Annotated in this window: 13 protein-coding genes; 7 read left to right on the forward strand and 6 right to left on the reverse strand. The window is 46.1% G+C overall.

The features are described 5' to 3' along the window. Window positions 1-147 precede the first annotated feature (147 nt). From JK130_RS00635 to phoB, 5 genes are all read right to left on the reverse strand, one after another. A complete protein-coding gene (locus JK130_RS00635; protein ID WP_246587649.1) occupies window positions 148-2901 on the reverse strand; it encodes a TonB-dependent receptor domain-containing protein in 2754 nt (917 codons plus the stop codon). A 99-nt stretch (window positions 2902-3000) separates the two neighbouring features. Then, the gene (locus JK130_RS00640) at window positions 3001-4452 is read right to left on the reverse strand and encodes a hypothetical protein (RefSeq protein ID WP_218352270.1); all 1452 of its coding nucleotides are present in this window, start codon (window positions 4450-4452) and stop codon (window positions 3001-3003) included. 165 nt (window positions 4453-4617) lie between these two features. Beyond that, the gene (locus tag JK130_RS00645) at window positions 4618-5574 is read right to left on the reverse strand and encodes a PstS family phosphate ABC transporter substrate-binding protein (RefSeq protein ID WP_218352271.1); all 957 of its coding nucleotides are present in this window, start codon (window positions 5572-5574) and stop codon (window positions 4618-4620) included. Continuing rightward, entirely contained in the window at window positions 5571-6869 is a 1299-nt protein-coding gene (gene phoR / locus JK130_RS00650; protein ID WP_218352272.1) for a phosphate regulon sensor histidine kinase PhoR, read from the reverse strand. Before phoR ends, JK130_RS00645 begins: the two co-directional genes overlap by 4 nt. Window positions 6870-6941: 72 nt before the next feature. After that, window positions 6942-7628, reverse strand: a complete 687-nt coding sequence (gene phoB, locus JK130_RS00655) for a phosphate regulon transcriptional regulator PhoB (protein ID WP_218352273.1) — start codon at window positions 7626-7628, stop codon at window positions 6942-6944. 234 nt (window positions 7629-7862) lie between these two features. On the opposite strand from phoB, the gene JK130_RS00660 reads away from it, so the two are divergent. Both JK130_RS00660 and rdgC read left to right on the forward strand, forming a co-directional pair. Further along, the gene (locus JK130_RS00660) at window positions 7863-9548 is read left to right on the forward strand and encodes a sensor histidine kinase (protein WP_218352480.1); all 1686 of its coding nucleotides are present in this window, start codon (window positions 7863-7865) and stop codon (window positions 9546-9548) included. Between the two features lie 149 nt (window positions 9549-9697). After that, the gene (gene rdgC, locus JK130_RS00665) at window positions 9698-10606 is read left to right on the forward strand and encodes a recombination-associated protein RdgC (protein WP_218352274.1); all 909 of its coding nucleotides are present in this window, start codon (window positions 9698-9700) and stop codon (window positions 10604-10606) included. 76 nt (window positions 10607-10682) lie between these two features. On the opposite strand, the gene JK130_RS00670 is transcribed toward rdgC, so the two are convergent. Continuing rightward, window positions 10683-11519 (reverse strand): HDOD domain-containing protein, encoded by an 837-nt coding sequence (locus JK130_RS00670; RefSeq protein WP_218352275.1) that lies wholly within the window; start codon window positions 11517-11519, stop codon window positions 10683-10685. A gap of 308 nt (window positions 11520-11827) precedes the next feature. Here JK130_RS00670 and JK130_RS00675 point away from each other — a divergent pair, with 308 nt between their 5' ends. The 5 genes from JK130_RS00675 to JK130_RS00695 all read left to right on the forward strand — a co-directional run bounded on the left by JK130_RS00675 (window position 11828) and on the right by JK130_RS00695 (window position 18669). Next, entirely contained in the window at window positions 11828-13519 is a 1692-nt protein-coding gene (locus JK130_RS00675) for a dipeptidyl-peptidase 3 family protein (protein WP_218352276.1), read from the forward strand. Window positions 13520-14159: 640 nt separating this feature from the next. Then, on the forward strand, window positions 14160-15509 hold the full coding sequence (locus JK130_RS00680; RefSeq protein WP_218352277.1) for a carbohydrate porin: 1350 nt from the start codon (window positions 14160-14162) through the stop codon (window positions 15507-15509). A 71-nt stretch (window positions 15510-15580) separates the two neighbouring features. Continuing rightward, a complete protein-coding gene (locus JK130_RS00685) occupies window positions 15581-16891 on the forward strand; it encodes an ABC transporter substrate-binding protein (protein WP_218352278.1) in 1311 nt (436 codons plus the stop codon). A 71-nt stretch (window positions 16892-16962) separates the two neighbouring features. Next, the gene (locus tag JK130_RS00690) at window positions 16963-17835 is read left to right on the forward strand and encodes a carbohydrate ABC transporter permease (RefSeq protein WP_218352279.1); all 873 of its coding nucleotides are present in this window, start codon (window positions 16963-16965) and stop codon (window positions 17833-17835) included. Between the two features lie 3 nt (window positions 17836-17838). Further along, window positions 17839-18669, forward strand: coding sequence for a carbohydrate ABC transporter permease (locus JK130_RS00695; protein ID WP_218352280.1), 831 nt, complete (start codon window positions 17839-17841; stop codon window positions 18667-18669). The last annotated feature ends 8 nt before the right edge of the window (window positions 18670-18677 follow it).

Here is an 18677-nt window from a genome sequence, read left to right on the forward strand (position 1 = left end):
ATCGGTTTGCACCGACCATTAAAAAATCTGCCCGTAGAATAGAAGCTTTCTGTGACAGTTTTATGACAAACAGTCGCACTTAAAGGAAGTGAGCGGGAGATGCAAGTAGCAGAAAAAAAGCCGCTAATGGCGGCTTTTTAAGTAAGATTAGAAGTTGTAGTTATAACTGAGTCCAAATTCGATACCGCGTTCTTCGCGCAATAAATCAAGCCCTTCCTGAGTAATTTGCTTTTCTTCATTTAAAAGATTTTTTACGCTGAATTTAATCTGCGAATTGAAATCCGGATAGTAAGAATAGTTAAAATCTATTGAGTTGAACGTTTCTTCCTGAGCATCTTCGTTGCCCCGGGTGCCAGGCACAATAATGCGTGGTCCAAAAGCGTTGTATACCAGGGTGGCAGAATGCTCGCCATTAGGAGAGTCATAGCCCATTTGCAGGTTTAAGACCCATTCGGAGTGGCCCACCAGCCGGCGCTCATTGTTAGTAACAATGTTCGAAGCACTGGTAGCATTTAGCGCATCCAGTAACTGTTCTTCAAACAGACTGGTAACACCGTCATCGGCGGCGCCAATCACTACGTTAGAATCAGACATGGTGACGTTGCCGGTAACAAAGAAGTCGACCAGGCGCTTATCTATAATGCTTAAGTCCTGTAAAAATTCAACTTCTACCCCATACAGCTCTCCTGACTCGCCATTGGCAGTCAGCAGGTTAGGCGCCGCGCCGCCTACTGTGCCCAGCTCAACCAGTTCAATAGGGTTTTCGATGTCTTTATAAAAGAGGGCTGCAGACAGGTTATTACCCATTTCGCGATACCACTCCCAGCGAAAGTCCACATTGGTGAGCTTTGAGCTTTTCAGTAACGGCGAGCCGCGTACCAAAAACTCCGTCAGCGGATCAATAAAGAACGTCGTGCTGATATCCCGTAAATCGGGACGAATGGCCGATTCGCTGACATTCAGACGAAACTGCATTTCATCATCCATAATGTAGGTCAGCGCCAGCGCAGGAAAAAAGTCATCTTCCATAAACGCCAGTTCAGCCACTTCATCACGGGTCACTGAAAAGCTGTTGGCGTGCGCTTCAAACGGAACCGATATCTGCCGAAAATCTTCATAACGGACGCCACCTGAAACCCGCCAGGTGTTGTCGATAAACGCATCTGCCATCAGATAATAGGCATCAATTTTGGTACCGGCAGCGTATTCGTCGCCATCGGCCATATTGGATTGCAAAATACCTGCCCCGGTACTGCTTGCATAAAATTCATCACTGGCCAATGCATCGGGATTGAAAATTTCGTCAATCTGATCGCCCACCAGGGCGTCGTCGGCGATGGCCCGGTGTGGTACCTGAATAGTAATGTTTTCTGCTTTACGGGCCTTTTCAAAAAAGTCGGCGCCGACTTTTATTTCTAAGTCTACGCCGTCGATATTAATGGGGTACCCTGCATTCCAGCCCCAGGTATCTGAAACATCACGCAGACTTTGATACTGGCGACTGACGTTGGTGGCCGAGACATCCTGCAACTGCTGAGATAAAAATTCTCCGTCTTGCAGGTTAATCTGGTAGGTTGCCGATAATCCGCCCGGTGCCTGACGGTTTGCCCGGCTGGTGCCGGCGTACCAGTCAAAGTACAAAAAGTTCAGCTCAGGAAAGTTATGCGTTCCTTCAATCTGGCTTGAGGTCATGCGACGTTCCTCAAACAACATATCTACCCGTTGTAATTCACGAATCCCGAATATCGTTTCATTCACGTCCACAAAGTCGCGTACACGAACCCGATCGTTCATATCATGCAGTATGACATTGGTCAGTTCCAGACGATGATTACTGTTGTACTCATAGCCCACATTGAACATGCCACTCCAGCTGACGCTTTGCTCAGTTTCGACACCATCAAATGACTGGGCAAAGCATTTAGCGCCGGCGGTTTTTTCGTCTGGTAAATCTGAGCAGCCCACGGTTCCTAAGTTAGTGCCCGATTGCTCCTCGCCCACATTCCATTCATTTTCGTAGGAAATACTGGACAAAAAACCAAACTCACCGTAGTCAGTGACAAACCTATCACCTAATGTGACGCCAATATCAAACGCCGGGTCCACATCTTTGGCATCCGGGCCGATATCCCAAAACATCGAACCAAGCATTTCCTGACGCTGAGCCAGGGTAAGCGGATAAGTACCCGACCCTTCGATTCCATCATCTGCCTGGGCCTGATCCAGATTATTCTGGATCACCGGTGACAATGCCCGGGTACCATCATCACGACCGGTCCAGTCATCACCCCCACCGCTATAAAAAAAGCCTTGGGTCGAATTATTGGTGTTGTAATCTACCCCCCCAGAAACATTGAAAACAAACTCAGAAGGGATAGATTTCGTACGAATATTGACACTACCCCCCCCAAAGTGAGCAGGCATATCTGGGGAAAATGATTTTTGAACATTCAGGCTTTCGATGATATCGGCTGGAAATAAATCCAGTGGTACCACTGAGCGGGTTGGATCGGGGCTTGGTACCCCCATGCCATTAAGCTGGGTGCTGGAATAACGCTCACCTAAACCACGGACATAGATAAACTTGCCGTCCACAAGCGTTAGTCCAGTGACTCGCTTTAACGCCGCGGCCGCATCGCCATCACCGGTACGTGAAATTTGGTCTGCGCCTAAGATATCTGCTACAAAGGCCTGATTTTGTCGTTCTTGCATGACCGCTTCAGCGGTGCCTTTTAAGCGAGTGCCGGTCGCCACGACCTCTTCAATAGCCTGCTGTTCATCAGCCTGCTCGCTGTCCTGAGCATATGCAGATAAAGGCGTAAGGGTACCGGCAAACAACGCCGAGGAGACCGCTACGCATAACGTCGATTTGACTGGCATTGAACGGTTTTTTTGATTCATCTAAAACACTCCGTGAGAGCTGTAACTGAAATGCTGTGTTGCTAATAACTTAGGCGCCGTGCAGGCGCCTAAGTATCAATATCCTAAGCAATACACTACTCAATTAAGGCCCACAGTAACCCAGCCAGCGGTCCAGTCATCAGACGCATCCATGGCACCAATAAAGGTAGTGGCTTCAAAGTAGCTGTCCTGAGCAGATAAATCGGCCCCACCTTCCAGTAATACCGAACCTTCAGCCGGCTGATAGCCGTTTGCTGCCAGACCCAGACCATCCTGTGCTACTACCTGATTACCAGCTTGCTGTTCAAACCAGGTTTGGGTGAAGCCCGGCGTGCTCTCGTCATCGCTAAAGTTGTTACCTTCGGCACAGGCCACCACTGAGTTGGTCATGGTCAAATCGCCATTATCAGCATTGGTCTGAGATTCAGTGCCGTTAATACGCAGGCAGTTGTTGTAAGTATCAGGACCGGTGATCACAAAGTTAGCCAATGAACCGGCGGTACCGGCGCGCAGACGAACACCGTTGGCATCATCAGCACCAATAATGGTGACATTGGCGATAGTAGGATTAGTCAGCGGAGTGGCCGCGGCATCAAACTCACTGTTGTCAGATTCAAAGGCATTATCACCGTCTGAAGCATCCTGTTTAATCACCACATACTGAGCTTTACCCGTCCAACCGAATGACCAGTCAAATGAGTCATCGCCATTGGCGGTTAATACCACGTGTTTCACGTTGACGGTCCCACCGAAGAACTCGATACCATCATCCAAATTCTGATGAACCTGAATATAGTCGACCTCGGTGGCCGAACCTACACCAGCAAAACTAATCCCGTTTAGCTCATCACCATTGCCCAGCGTACGGCCTGCGTTTTTGACAACAACATAATTAAGCACGCCGGAATTATCTTCGGGCATATTGCCGCCAAACTGTCCGGCATCACCTTCTGCTGAGACTCCGCAATTGTTTAGCTCATCTTCGGTGGTTTCGCCTACCTGGTCACCACATGAATTGGCCGGAGCGCGACCCAGTAAGACTATGCCGCCCCATTGGCCAATGGCCGTTTCCTGACCGGTGACATCCTGTATAGACGTCATTATAATAGGCGCCTGGGCGGTGCCGTTAGCCATAATTTGTGAGCCGCGACGCACTACCAAAAAGTCTTCACCGGCCTGACCAATAAGAGTAGTTCCTGCTTCGATAGTTAATACGGCAGAGTTTTCATTATCGCCGCCCACAGCCGTACGACCATTCAATACCCAATGGGCATCGGCGCTTAACGTCGCATCATCGTTAAATTCTGTATTGGCGTTTAGTTGATACACCGGCTTATCAGTAATCTCTGGAAAACTAGCAGATACATCAGTGGCCAGGCCCGCTTCGATTAAAGCATTATCGGTGCCTTCACCCGGTGCTGGGTCCGGGGTAGTATCTGTGCCGGTCTGGTTAGTAACATCACCTTCATTGATATTAATGTCGCCGCCACATCCTGCCAATACTAAGGCACCGGCTACCGCTGATATTTTAAAAAACTGTTTGATAGCCATTCGTTTCTCCACTAAGACTATTACTTTAAATAAGACCTGAAGAAGCCTATATAATTTTGATGACACTTTTGTTACATCAGGCCGCTGTCACAAAAGTTTTATATTTGGAGATAAGGCAAGGCAGTTGAAATGAAGCTTAAAAAAGAAAAGCAGAAGATGCTATCTTCAAGGACAGCCTAATAAACGCTGCTGCTGTTGCAAGGCCTCAGGGGCTACCGGGAAATAACCATCTCGTTTAACCTGACGTTGGCCCTGGGTCGATAGCACATAGCATAAGAACTCCTGCTCCAATACCGGCAGGGGTGTGTCCGGTGCTTTATTGACCATTAAATACAAGTATCGGGTAAAAGGGTAAGACTCATCACTGACACTTTCGGTTGTTAATGCAGTCAATGTCTGTGCACTTTTACCAATAGGCAGCGCTCTGACCCCCGCAGTCTTATAACCATAGGCAGCATAGCCGATGGCTGCCGAACTTGAGGCTACCGACAATACAACCGAAGCAGACCCTGGCAGCTCATTCACTACGGGGCGAAAATCACCATCACACAGTGCCATATCTTTAAACATGCTGTAAGTGCCCGAGACCGAGTTTCGGCCATACAGCTGTATGGGTTCATTTAGCCCAGCAGACTCAGGTTGTAATTGATGCCAATGGGTCAGTGTTGTTGCTGCACCGCAAAATCGGGTTTGTGAAAACAATGCATCTACCTGAGCTAATGTCAGACCCGCCAACGAATTTTGTTGCTCTACAAAAATTGCAATGGCGTCCATTGCGACCTTTAAAACAGTAGGCGGATAACCATGGCGCTGGACAAATTCTCGAATTTCACTGGGTTTTAGCGCCCGGCTCATTGGTCCAACGGTGGCGGTCCCCTGGGTTAAAGCCGGCGGGGCTGTTGATGAACCTGATGCCTGAATCTGAAATTTCACCTGCGGATAGAGCGTTTTAAATTCTTGAGACCAAAGCGCCATAAGGTTCGCCAGGGTGTCAGAGCCTACAGAGGTTATCTTACCTGTAACCCCGGGCTGCCGCTGATATTTAGACATAGCTTCGGTCTGGCCCTGAACCCCAAAGCTGCATAAACCCCAGATTATTGCTATGAGACAAACGCTTTTCATGACTGCACCATTAACTCCCGATCCAGAACAAATGAAAACTGGCTGCCCTTACTGACTTCACTGTGGATCTCAAGTTGCGAGTTATGATGGCTTAATACATGTTTAACAATAGACAGACCCAGCCCCGACCCTCCGGTTTTACGCGAGCGGGCTTTATCTACCCGATAAAAACGTTCGGTCAAGCGGACAAGATGATTTTGCGAAATGCCATCGCCGTTATCGGTTACCTTAAAGCTGGCCCCGGCGGGGGTAGACGTCCAGTAAATATTAATATTGCCACCTGTAGGTGTATAGTGCACTGCATTGAACACCAGGTTTGAACAGGCGCTTCGTAATTCAGTTTCAACGCCATACACTTTAAGTGACGGGTCTATATGAAAAACGATAGCATGTCCTTTGTCTTTGTTCAGGGTCTGCGCTTCGCGCTCTAATTGTTGTAACATTGTAGGCATATCGACCACATGTTCATAAATACGTTCTGAACTGGCTTCAATACGGGACAACACCAGCAAATCTTCAATTAAATTTTGCATACGCTGGGTTTGGGCGGTCATCTCGTCAAACGCCTTTCCCATCATCGGATTCGCTTCGCGATCCACAGGCAAAATTTCCAGATAACCATTAATAACGGTCAGCGGAGTACGCAATTCATGAGACACATTGGCCACAAAGTCTTTACGCATGCCCTCTAACTGAGAAACCCGGGTAATATCGCGGGCAATCAGCAGCAAATGCTCTTCACCATACGGCATGATGCGGTATTCAAAGGTTTTATTGGGGTTTGTAGGTGACGGAACTTCAATCGGATGATCAAAGTTATCGGCATGAAAATACTCGATAAAAGCAGGATGACGAATTAAATTATCCAAACGCCGCCCCGCATCGTTAGGCCATTTTAAGCCCAGATCGAGTCGAGCCAAACGATTACACCATACAATACAGGCATTGGCATCCACCACTACTACGGCATCAGGTAGTGCTTCAGAGCCTTCGCGAAAGCGTTTAACCAGTCGGCCCAGTTCTTTGCGTTTCTTTCGGTTACGTCTTTGCAGGTGATAAATACCCTCGTAAATATGTTCCCAAACGCCGGTAACTGCGGGGGGCGACATTTTTCGGCTATACCACAACCATTGGTTTAACTTGTAAATGTGCCAGTAACTGGTAGCAAGCAAAATACTTACACCCAATAACAATAACAGCCACACCGCCTCTACATACCAGCCGACCAACCCAAAGCTCAATAGGTACAGCGCCAGTTTTGTACAGCTTTTCAGCCACGAAAACGGGTAATACATGGGGTGAATGTTAACTCCTGCAAAAATGACAACACCCCCAAAACCTTTATGTGGGGGTGTTGCCAACACACATTACTTTACCGAGAAGCGATACCCAGCCCCACGCACGGTCTGAATCATAGCGTCGTGATTGTGGATAGAGATGGCCTTACGCAGACGTCGGATATGCACATCTACTGTGCGATCTTCTACATAAACATTGGTGCCCCAAACTTTATCAAGCAACAACTCACGACTGTAAACCCGCTCTGGATGCGACATGAAAAAGTGCAAAAGTTTGAACTCGGTGGGTCCAAGCTCTACTGGATCGTTATTGGCGGTAACCCGGTGCGATACAGGTTCAAGTGTTAACCCGTTTATTTCAATCGGGGTTTCACCTGCAGTGGGGGTAACACGACGCATCACCGCTTTAATACGGGCAATAAGTTCTTTGGGCGAAAAAGGCTTAGTGATGTAGTCATCTGCTCCGGCATCCAGACCGCGAATTTTATCGTCTTCTTCACCACGAGCGGTCAGCATAATAACCGGGATTTCACGAGTAAATTCGTGTTGTTTCAATCCTTTGGCAAGTTGAACACCACTGCCACCCGGCAGCATCCAGTCCAGCAAAATAAGATCAGGATACGGCTCACAGATTTTTTCTTTCGCTATATCATAATCTTCGGCTTCAACGGTAGTGAATCCCGCTTGATCTAACACCAGCTTCAGCATTTCGCGAATAGGCGCTTCGTCTTCTACTAACAACACAGTTCGTGACATCGGGGGGACCCTGCTCATTATTAACGCTACCATTATTCATAATCAGTATGACAGTTTTATTAAACACATTCGCTGCCGTGTCAAGTTTCAGGCTGTATCCTGAGATGTAGAGTAAAGCAAAGAAACTTGTCTAAACCGCTGTTTACACATACTCTTAGGCCTTTGACTACGCCGGAATTTCCATTGTCTAGACCTACAACAAATACGGGACTCTCGAGAAAGTTACTGACCCGCGTGCTGTCGGTTTATTTTATTCTCACCGTTATTGTTACCGGAAGCCAGATATTTGCCGAATACCTGAGTACCAAGCATCGTATAGAGGATGAGCTAAGCACCCTCAAAAATACTTTTTCGGTCAGTCTTACCCGGGCTATCTGGGAGCTTAATACCCCGCAGGCGTTGTCTATTGCCGAAGGCCTCGTGCAGCTGCCTATTGTCGAAGGCGTTCAGGTTCGCGACGAAACCGGCGAATACATAGCTAACCTGGGCAATACCAAAGAAAAGCTCACCACCTCACTTAAAAATGATGAAATACAAGAGCACCGGGACGGTTTGTTTGGTTATAGTTTTCCGCTGGTGTTTCAGTTTTCCGGAAACAGAACCCAAGTTGGTGAAGTCACTCTTTACTCAAGCTTTGATGTGGTATTCAGCCGTATTGAAGTGGGTGTGTTCTTTTTAATTGGTAATGCCATCATCAAAACCGCTTTTCTGGTTTTTTTATTTATGCTGGCATTTCGCTCGTTGCTGTCAAAGCCGCTTGTCGAGATGACAACCCAGATGGGTGCGTTTGACGCCGATCATCCGCAGCAATCAAAAATCGTCATTTTAGATGAAGACGATAATGAGCTACAGCAACTTAGACGCTCTTATAACCAGGTTCTCGATAATCTGGCGCGCTCTCAAAATAAATTGCAGGGTACTCAAAAAGAATTAGAACAGGCGTATCAACAGTTAGACAAACAAAATACTCAGCTTGAACAGGAAGTGTTGAAGAAAACCCATTCGCTGTCGCAGATGATGCACAACCTTGAGCAACAAAAAGATGAGTTAATTGCCAGTCAGCGACAGTTGCGTAAAGAAAACGACCAGCGTAAACGTGCTGAACAAGAGCTACTGAAGCGTAACGCAGAATTAAACAATTCTATCGAGGTGTTAAATCAAACCAAAGATCAGCTTGTTGAGTCAGAGCGCATGGCTTCACTAGGGGGGCTGGTTGCCGGCATTACCCATGAGGTAAATACCCCTTTAGGTACCAGTTTGACAGCAACCAGCGTGCTGCAGGACAACATTAAACAATTACAGCAGCAATATGAAAATAAGACTATCACGCATTCTCAAATGCAATTATTTTTGAACAATGCAAGTCAATCAGCCAACCTGTTACAGTCGAACTTACAACGGGCAAGTTCCTTAATTGCCAGCTTTAAGCAGGTTTCGGTCGACCAAACCAGCGAAGCAGAACGCACCTTCAGTCTCAACACCTATCTGGAGGAAATTGTTCAGACGCTGGCGCCCTATTTTACCTCCAACGTACACAAAATTACTGTTTCTTGTCCGCCTGATATTTTTGTTCGGTGCGCCCCAGGGGTTATAGCGCAATTGCTGACCAATATGGTGATTAATTCTCTTACTCACGGTTTCGAGGCGGACAAACCAGGCCAGATTACGGTTTCAGTAAAGCTTAATGGTTCTCAGTTATATATGGTTTATCAGGATGATGGCAAAGGCTTAGCGGCGTCTGATCTGGCGCAAATATTTAATGCCTTTTTTACCACACGTCGAGATTCAGGTGGCAGCGGGCTGGGCACCCACATTATGTATAATCTGGTAACGCAATCTTTAAATGGGACCATCAGCGCAGCCAGTGTGCCGGGAGAAGGGCTTCGATACGATATCAAATTTCCCCAGTATCAATTATAAAAAAAGCCGTTATGTCTACCTCATAAAGAGCAGAATCGAGTGTGCCGTAGCAAGCCTGATATTCTGGACAAATTCAGCCAAAGTTCGTTGCGCCAAATCTCGGTGATTGGTACGCTTGCCGCCCGTAGTGAACAACGAAGAATTTGGCAATGTGGTTTAAAAATATAAAAGCCTACCAACTTACTCAACCTTTATCTTTAGATGAAGATGATTTGCAAAATGCGCTAAGTGAATTCAGTTTTCGTCCCTGTGGTAGTCAGGATCTGAATACCATGGGTTTTGTCCCGCCCCTGTCTGCGGCTGGCGAAAGCACAATGATGTTTCACCAGGTACAGCAGCGCTACTGGATAACACTGAAAAAACAGGAACGTATTCTGCCCGCCACGGTCATCAATAGCGAACTGGCGGAAAAAGTAGCTCAAATTGAAGCTGAAACCGGCGCTGCGGTGGGCAAAAAAGCTCAGTCTGATTTAAAGCAGGAAATTATTACCCGCTTATTACCTCAGGCTTTTACCAAAAACACCTATACCCATGGGTTTATCTCTATTCCAGATAAAATGGTGATTATCGACAGTTCGTCTGATGGTAAGGCCGAAGCATTTTTGGCCATGGTGCGTAAAGCCATTACCTCATTACCGGTAGTACCGATGGCTCGTCGTAGTTTGCAAAGTGAATTAACCCACTGGCTTACCGATGGTGCGCCTGATGGTATTGAGCTATTAGAAGAAGCCGAGCTTAAATCGACAGACGATCTTGAAAGTGTTATTCGCTGTAAAAATCAGCCGTTGGACAGCGAAGAAATCGAACTTCATTTAAATTCTGGAAAACTGGTGCAAAAAATTGGCTTTGCCTGGCAGGAGTCTTTAAGTGCCGTTGCTGCTGAAGATGGTTCGTTCAAACGAATAAAGTTTACCGACCGGGTGAAAGAAGAAACCGGTGATATACCTAAAGACCAGGTTCATGCCCGACTTGATGCTGAATTTACACTGATGTCGGCAGAGCTGTGTCAGTTTTTAGATTACATGCGTACTACGCTTAAACTCACTGACGATGTTTAATTGCCGCGGCTGATAATTAAACAAATAATTGAACAAACCCCGCAATAGGCGGGGTTTGATGTTTCAGGCTGGTGCGTTAAGTAAAAATTTGCATGCCGCTGTCACGAGCTACTTTAAAGTCTTCGGACTCTAAGTCGGCTTCATTTTTTAGTACGCCGCGCTGTATTGCCAGATTAATCACCGCCTCTTTTTGCGTATCCATGCGTCCGGCCAAGGCCGCCCCAATACGAACAAAATCGACGTAACTTATTTTTTCTGGGATGTAAGCCAGATTGTTCCAATAGCGAGCAACGTTAATTAAGCTTTTATCAAAACCCCATACTTTCATAATGTTACCGCCAATGCGGCCCGATACCTTTTTAATCGCGTCATCAAGAAATTCGGGATTCGCAAATACTTCTTCGTGACGCTCAGCTTCGGTTAATATGGGAAGAACCCCAATATTGTGTACCAGCGCGCTTAAAGTAATGGTGTCCAGGCTTAAATCACGCCTTTTGGTCGCTTTTGCGTACATTTGCATCGCCGCCATCGCATTGGCGACCACTTCAATGGTTTTGTCCCATTCACGATTCATGTACTGACCGACTAAGTCGTTTTTTGACACAAACAGTTGTTCCATCGCCAGTGCGGTAGAAATGTTCTTAATTTGATGCAGACCTACCCGGGTTACGGCCTGATTTATAGACGTAACTTTAACCGCTCGACCCAGGTACGCACTGTTTGAAATTTTTATAATGCGTGCTGTTAACGAGGGGTCCTGACCAATAACATCGCCCATGGCGTTTAAGTTAATATCAGGATCATCTGCTGCTTTACGAACTTTTAACGCCACCGCGGGTAGAGTGGGTAACACCAAGGTATCGTTATTGATTTTTTCTACCAGAATCGTAAGCAGTGCATTTTGTGTAGACATAGACCTATTTTTCTCATTGTTAGTAAAAGCCAGCGGCTGATAATTGTGAGATGACTTAACATCGTAAATTTTGACCGATTAGTCCCTTAATATGGCCGGTTGGTCAATGATCAGGAGCTTATTGAAATATATCAGTGAAATGGCTGGTACGCACCCTCACCCGTCTATTTTTCTTGTGTTATTCAATTTGCTCAGCCTATAGCCTAAAGCTGCAGCGTTCTATATGCTATTTGCCCGCTGCGTTGCGAACACATAGACACATCGTTTGCGACACTTTGTTTATAACCAAAAAATAAAAGAAGACAATCATGCGTAAATTTACCCTAAAAAAATTAACCATGGCAATGACAGCCGCTTTGTTCGCTCTGTCTGGCTGCTCTGAAGCCCCATCTTCAGACAGCTCGCAACAAAATCAAAACAGTGAACAAGCGCACGCTGACACCTCGCTACTGGTCGATGAGCAACGTTTGTCTATATACCAGCCGGTTGAGCTTAATGCCGATTTGAGCCATTTAAGCGATCAACAAAAGCAGATGATTTCAAAGCTGATTGCCGCGTCAAAGATAATGGACGACTTGTTCTGGAAACAGGCATTTTCTGAAAGCAAAACAGATTTTATTGATACGCTGACGCGTGATGAGGTAAAACATTTTGCCAATATCAACTATGGACCATGGGACCGATTAAACGGTGATGCGGCTTTTTTATCCGGCTACGACAGCAAGCCAGCCGGGGCTCAGTTTTATCCTGAAGACATGACCAAAGAAGAGTTTGAAAAAGCCTCTTTTGAAGATAAAAAAGGGTTGTACTCTTTGGTTCGCCGTGACGAAAACGGTAAGTTATACACGCAGCCCTATTCACAGGCGTATAAAAAAGAACTCACCGAAGCATCAAACTTATTACGTGAAGCTGCAGAACTGGCAAAAGATAAAAGCTTTGCCAACTATCTTACCCTGCGCGCAGAAGCCTTATTAAACGACGATTATCTGGCTTCAGATATGGCCTGGATGGACATGAAAACAAATCCGGTAGAATTAGTTTTGGGGCCTATTGAAACCTATGAAGATCAGCTATTTGGTTACCGCGCAGCCTTCGAGTCTTATGTGTTAATTAAAGATAAACAGTGGAGCGATAAGCTGGCGAAGTTTGCTCAGTTTTTACCCGAGCTTCAAAAAGGCCTGCCGGTGGCCGATAAGTACAAAGCAGAAATGCCCGGGTCTGATGCTGACTTAAATGCATATGATGTTATTTATTACGCCGGTCATTCAAATGCAGGCAGTAAAACCATTGCGATTAATTTGCCCAATGATGAGCAGGTTCAGCTGGAAAAAGGCACACGACGCCTGCAGCTTAAAAACGCGATGAAAGCAAAGTTTGAACATATTCTTCAACCTATTGCCGACGAATTAATTGTGGCAGAACAGCGCGAAAACATCACTTTTGATGCGTTTTTTGCCAATACTATGTTCCATGAAGTGGCTCACGGATTGGGCATTAAAAACACCATCAATGACAACGGTACCGTGCGTAATGCATTAAAAGAACATGCTTCGGCGTTAGAAGAAGGCAAGGCTGACATTCTGGGTTTGTACATGATTCAAAGCTTGCTTGAAAAAGGTGAAATTACTGAAGGCACCTTAGACGATTACTACGTTACATTTATGGCGGGTATTTTCCGCTCGGTACGTTTTGGGGCATCAAGTGCCCACGGCAAAGCTAACATGATTCGATTTAACTTTTTTGCTGAAAAAGGGGCATTTGAAAAAACAGAAGAAGGGTTATATCGGGTTAACATAGATAAAATGGGCGATGCGGTAAAAGCTTTATCTCAACTGATTCTAACCTATCAGGGCGACGGTGATTATCAGGGCGTGAATCAGTTGGTTGAGGAAATGGGCGTAATTAAGCCGGCGCTTGCCAAAGATCTTGCAAAATTAGAAAAAGCCAGTATTCCGGTCGATATCCATTTTACCCAGGGTAAAGAGGTACTGGGCCTGTAAACAGTGGTGATATTTGCCAGCCCATAACGGCAAAATAAGATGACTTTAAAAGGGGAGGCTTCGGCCTCCCCTTTTTGGATTTTATTTCTCTATTTTTAGCAACAAACCGTACTTATCAATGTTGCATTTTGGTACCACAATACACGCTATACCCTCCCAAAATGCAATGACAAACCTGGTGTTTTAGCCTGCGCCCCTTTTGTTAAATTTCCCCCTCAGCTTTACGTATCAGCTTTTGTCAGCCCCCCAAGATGGGCCTGAAATTGACAACAAACTTTCTTGTGAAAAAAAATCCCCGCAAAACCCGCAAGTTGTTGCTCACCCACTTTTAAAATAACAAGCCGCCCCGCTTAAAGCGCGCTTTTTTGTTTAATCAAAAGATTAACAAATAAAGTTTGGCTGTTTGTAAATTCATCTATCCCCCGCCAGCGTTAACTTTCACAGCGATCTTATGCAACATTTTTAAAATATATAAAAAATTACTGTTGACATAGTTTTAACATTTGAGGGAATATGCCCGCACAGTGATCATATGCTCAAGATGTGTATTTCAAAGTTCTATCCGTAATTCGCCACGCTGAATTAGAAAAGAAATACGCTAAATGGAACGACAATCAATAGAACGTAGAGGATCGAATTCATGCAAAACCTTTCACAAGACCACGCGACATCACCTTCTATCGCGATGAAGCACTCTGTCAAAAAGAAGAAGTACCTATTGGCTTCTTCGGTCGCTTTAGCGTTAATGGCTTCATTTAGCAGTCAGGCTGCCGATTTTAATGCTGATAGCTATATCACGGGTGACTGGGGCGGCAAGCGTGCAGAGCTGGCAGAAAAGGGTGTGAATATTCGTTTGGGGCACTTCAGCCAAACCGCTTACAACATTGAAGGCGGTCAAAGCTCAGAAGTTGCCTACGCCGATCAGTTCTTTGTGGGAGGCTATTTTGACCTGGAAAAGTTGGTAAGCTGGCCTGGCGCTGAGTTAAAAATTGAGGTGACTAACCGTAATGGCGAGCTTATTAACAACAAAGCAAATATGCCGTTTCTGCTTCAATCACAGCAAATTTTTGGGCGGGGCAATGTCACCCGGCTAACACAATTTTCACTTACCCAGCATCTTTTTGATGATCAATTAAGCATTAAAGTGGGGCGTATTTACCCCAGCGCTGACTTTTTTGCAATGAGCTGTGCGTTCCAGCATCTGACCTTTTGTAGCGGCGGTTCGTCCAACTACATCAGCAGTAGCTGGTATGGCGATCCGCTAAGTGCATTGGGTGCACAAGTTACCTATAAAGTCGGTGATAACCTGTTATTTAAAGCCGGTGCTTATGATGCAAATCCTGAATCAACTTCGCTTAACCAAGGCCTGAAGTTCGGTACTTCTGGTGAAACCAGCGGGACCACCGCCGTGGGCGAAATTGAATACAAAGTACAGTATGACAACGGTCTGGATGGTGATTACCGGGTAGGTATTGTGCGCAGCAGTCTGGACAAAGACAGACTTGTGAACAAAGCCGGTTATCCTGTAGGCCTGACCGACGATGCTGTAATGAATCAGGATACCGACAACGCGTTTTACATCAATCTGGAACAGCAGGTAACCCGCAATGCTGCCGGCGGTGGTTTACGCTTATTTGCCAGTATGATTCGCTCAGACAATGATGTGAGTTCAGTGGGCGAAGTACTGGCCATTGGAGGCTTCATTAATGGTCCTTTTGCCAGTCGCCCCCATGACCGCGCGGGTTTAGCTATTGGCCGCAACAGTGTTAGCAGCGACTTAACCGACGCTCAGCGTTTATACAATGCTAATTTTGAAGGCGAAAGTGTCACCGTCAGAGATCACGAATATCCTATCGAACTGAACTACAATTATGTCATCACGCCGGCCATCGCCGTTATGCCTAGCTTGCAGTATGTTATTAACCCATACGGGGACGAGGATGCTGATAACGCATTAATCGTTGGTTTACAGCTAAGTTTAAATTTCTAATCCCTGAAATCGCTCTACCTACAAATAACGCCCTGTTTTTAATAGGGCTACACAAAATAAGGAAAAGAAAAATGATTAAACGACTTGCCACCAGCATTTGTTCTGCCTTGCTAATAAGCATGCCGGCAGCGGCCGAAACCGTCACCATCGCCACCGTAAATAATGGCGATATGGTTACAATGAAAAGTTTAAGTAAAGCGTTCACCGATGCTAACCCGGACATTGAACTGGAATGGGTAACACTGGAAGAAAATATTTTACGTCAGCGTGTGACGACTGATATTGCCACAGGAAGTGGTCAGTACGATGTTGTTACTATTGGTACATATGAAGTGCCTATCTGGGCTAAGCAGGGCTGGCTTGAACCGTTGAATAACTTGGGGGCTGACTACGATGTAGACGATATTCTGCCTTCTATTCGTGGTGGTTTATCGTACGAAGATAAGTTGTACGCGGTGCCCTTTTATGCTGAAAGTTCGATGGTTATTTACCGCACCGACCTGATTGAAAAAGCCGGCTTAGAGATGCCTAAAGAGCCGAGCTGGGACTTCATCCGCAAAGCTGCCAAGGCTATGACCAATAAAGATGAAGGTGTCTACGGCATTTGTTTACGCGGCAAGGCGGGTTGGGGGGAAAACGTCGCATTGCTTACGGTAATGGCAAACTCTTTCGGTGCGCGCTGGTTTGACGAGCAGTGGGAACCCCAGTTCGATACACCTGAATGGAAGAAAACCTTAGAAGTTTATACTGACCTGATGCAAAGCTACGGCCCTCCTGGCGCGTCTTCAAACGGTTTTAACGAAAACCTGGCACTGTTCCAAACAGGTAAGTGCGGTATGTGGATTGATGCCACTGTAGCCGGCTCGTTTGTCACTAACTCTAAAGAGTCGTCTGTGGCTGACAAAGTGGGGTTTGCGTTGGCTCCTGACGCGGGTATGGAAAAACGGGCGAACTGGTTGTGGGCGTGGAACCTTGCCATTCCTAGCAGCACCGATAGCAAACCCGCAGCTGAAAAGTTTGTTAGCTGGGCCACGTCTAAAGATTATCTGGCTTTAGTTGCAAAAGAAAAAGGTCTGGCAAACGTGCCGCCGGGCACGCGCGCGTCTTTGTATGAAAACAAAGAATATCTTGAAGCAGCGCCTTTTGCTCAAATCACCTTAGAATCTATTAAGTTGGCAGACCCTAACAATCCCACGGTTAAACCTGTCCCTTACGTGGGCGTGCAGTTTGTGGCAATTCCAGAGTTCCAGGGATTAGGCACCGCAGTAGGCCAACAGTTTTCGGCGGCAGTAGCTGGCAACGTTAGCCCAGAGCAAGCTTTGAAAACGGCGCAGCGTTTGGCACAAAGAACCATGCGTAAAGCAGGGTATCCAAAAGACTGATGAAGAAACCAGCCGGCACTATCACCGGCTGGTCTGACTTTGTCGTAACAGGTTTTATCAGGAGTATTTCTATGGCAACAACCAGTTCCCGGTTCCTCGGCCGCGCCATGGTCAGTCCGGCAGTGGTACTGCTGTTTATCTGGATGATCGTGCCGTTAGCCATGACCATCTATTATTCATTTCTAAACTACAACCTGCTTATGCCTGGCATGCAGGAGTTTATCGGCTGGTTAAACTATGAGTACTTTTTAACCGACCCTGCATTTCTGGAATCGTTTTATAATACTTTGCTACTGGTTTGTGGTGTATTGGCCATAACCATTATCGGCGGGACTGCTATAGCCGTACTACTCGACCAGGCTATTGTAGGACGCAATATTGTTCGTATTTTAGTGCTGGCCCCGTTTTTTGTTATGCCAACGGTTTCTGCGCTGGTATGGAAAAACATGTTTATGAACCCGGTAAATGGGTTGTTTGCTCATTTATTCACGTTCTTTGGTTTTGAAGCTTACGACTTTCTTTCGCAAGCTCCTTTAGCGTCCATTATTCTGATTGTATCGTGGCAGTGGCTTCCCTTTGCGGCGCTTATCCTGTTAACGGCCATCCAGTCGTTAGACCAGGAACAACTTGAAGCGGCTGAACTTGATGGTGCAGGTCCAATGGCCCGTTTCTTTCTTATTGTGGTACCACATTTGTCTCGGGCGATTACCGCAGTAATATTAATTGAAACCATTTTCTTATTGTCTGTTTTTGCTGAAATTCTGGTAACCACTAACGGCGGGCCAGGCTACGCGTCTACCAACATTACGTATCTTATCTATTCACAGTCGTTGCTCGATTTTGATGTGGGTGCAGGTTCTGCAGGTGGAATTATTGCCGTAATTCTGGCGAACATCGTTGCCATCTTTTTAATGCGAATGATTGGCAAAAACCTGGAGAAGTAACCCATGAGACAAGCGCAATTATTACGCCAAAAAGTACTTTATTCATTACTGGCCTGGACAGTAGGTATCGCAATCTTTTTTCCTATCTTGTGGACCATACTGACCAGCTTCAAAACCGAATTAGAAGCAGTGGCAAATGACCCATCGTTTCTGTTCTTCGACTGGACGCTTGAAAATTACAAGACCATTTTAAATGAAAGCCGTTACTTTTCGCACTTCTGGAACTCGATTGTAATTTCACTAGGCTCCAGCGTAGTGGGACTACTAATCGCTATACCAGCGGCATGGGCAATGGCATTTGTTCCCAATAAGCACACCAAAGACGTGCTAATGTGGATGCTGTCGACAAAAATGCTTCCCCCTGTCGGCGTACTGATTCCCATCTACCTGCTTTTTCGGGATTTTGACCTGCTCGACACGAAGTTAGGCCTGGTTATTGTTATGACGCTCATTAACCTGCCTATCATGATTTGGATGTTGTATACCTATTTTCGCGAAATACCCTCAGAAGTATTAGAAGCTGCGCGAATGGATGGGGCCAGCATTGGCTCTGAGATTGTACATGTGCTGCTGCCTATCGCATTACCGGGTATCGCGTCAACGCTGTTACTCAACATCATTCTGGCATGGAACGAAGCTTTCTGGACGTTGATTCTGACCGCGGCAAAAGCCGCTCCGCTAACAGCATTTATTGCCAGTTACTCTAGCCCTGAAGGTCTGTTCTACGCAAAACTCTCTGCCGCTTCTACGCTGGCAATTGCTCCTATTTTAATCATCGGTTGGTTTAGCCAGAAACAACTGGTACGTGGTTTAACCTTTGGCGCGGTGAAATAAGGATTTGT

It is taken from the genome of Alteromonas lipotrueiana, assembly GCF_019249245.1.
Classification (GTDB): Bacteria; Pseudomonadota; Gammaproteobacteria; order Enterobacterales; family Alteromonadaceae; genus Alteromonas; species Alteromonas lipotrueiana.

Bases quoted from the DNA above. Each gene is read 5' to 3' on its own strand.
- JK130_RS00690 (WP_218352279.1), top strand. From the start codon at position 16,963: ATGGCAACAACCAGTTCCCGGTTCCTCGGCCGCGCCATGGTCAGTCCG.
- JK130_RS00685 (WP_218352278.1), top strand. From the start codon at position 15,581: ATGATTAAACGACTTGCCACCAGCATTTGTTCTGCCTTGCTAATAAGC.
- rdgC (WP_218352274.1), top strand. From the start codon at position 9,698: ATGTGGTTTAAAAATATAAAAGCCTACCAACTTACTCAACCTTTATCT.
- JK130_RS00680 (WP_218352277.1), top strand. From the start codon at position 14,160: ATGCAAAACCTTTCACAAGACCACGCGACATCACCTTCTATCGCGATG.
- JK130_RS00635 (WP_246587649.1), bottom strand. From the start codon at position 2,901: ATGAATCAAAAAAACCGTTCAATGCCAGTCAAATCGACGTTATGCGTA.
- JK130_RS00695 (WP_218352280.1), top strand. From the start codon at position 17,839: ATGAGACAAGCGCAATTATTACGCCAAAAAGTACTTTATTCATTACTG.
- JK130_RS00645 (WP_218352271.1), bottom strand. From the start codon at position 5,574: ATGAAAAGCGTTTGTCTCATAGCAATAATCTGGGGTTTATGCAGCTTT.
- JK130_RS00640 (WP_218352270.1), bottom strand. From the start codon at position 4,452: ATGGCTATCAAACAGTTTTTTAAAATATCAGCGGTAGCCGGTGCCTTA.
- JK130_RS00675 (WP_218352276.1), top strand. From the start codon at position 11,828: ATGCGTAAATTTACCCTAAAAAAATTAACCATGGCAATGACAGCCGCT.
- phoR (WP_218352272.1), bottom strand. From the start codon at position 6,869: ATGTATTACCCGTTTTCGTGGCTGAAAAGCTGTACAAAACTGGCGCTG.
- JK130_RS00670 (WP_218352275.1), bottom strand. From the start codon at position 11,519: ATGTCTACACAAAATGCACTGCTTACGATTCTGGTAGAAAAAATCAAT.
- phoB (WP_218352273.1), bottom strand. From the start codon at position 7,628: ATGTCACGAACTGTGTTGTTAGTAGAAGACGAAGCGCCTATTCGCGAA.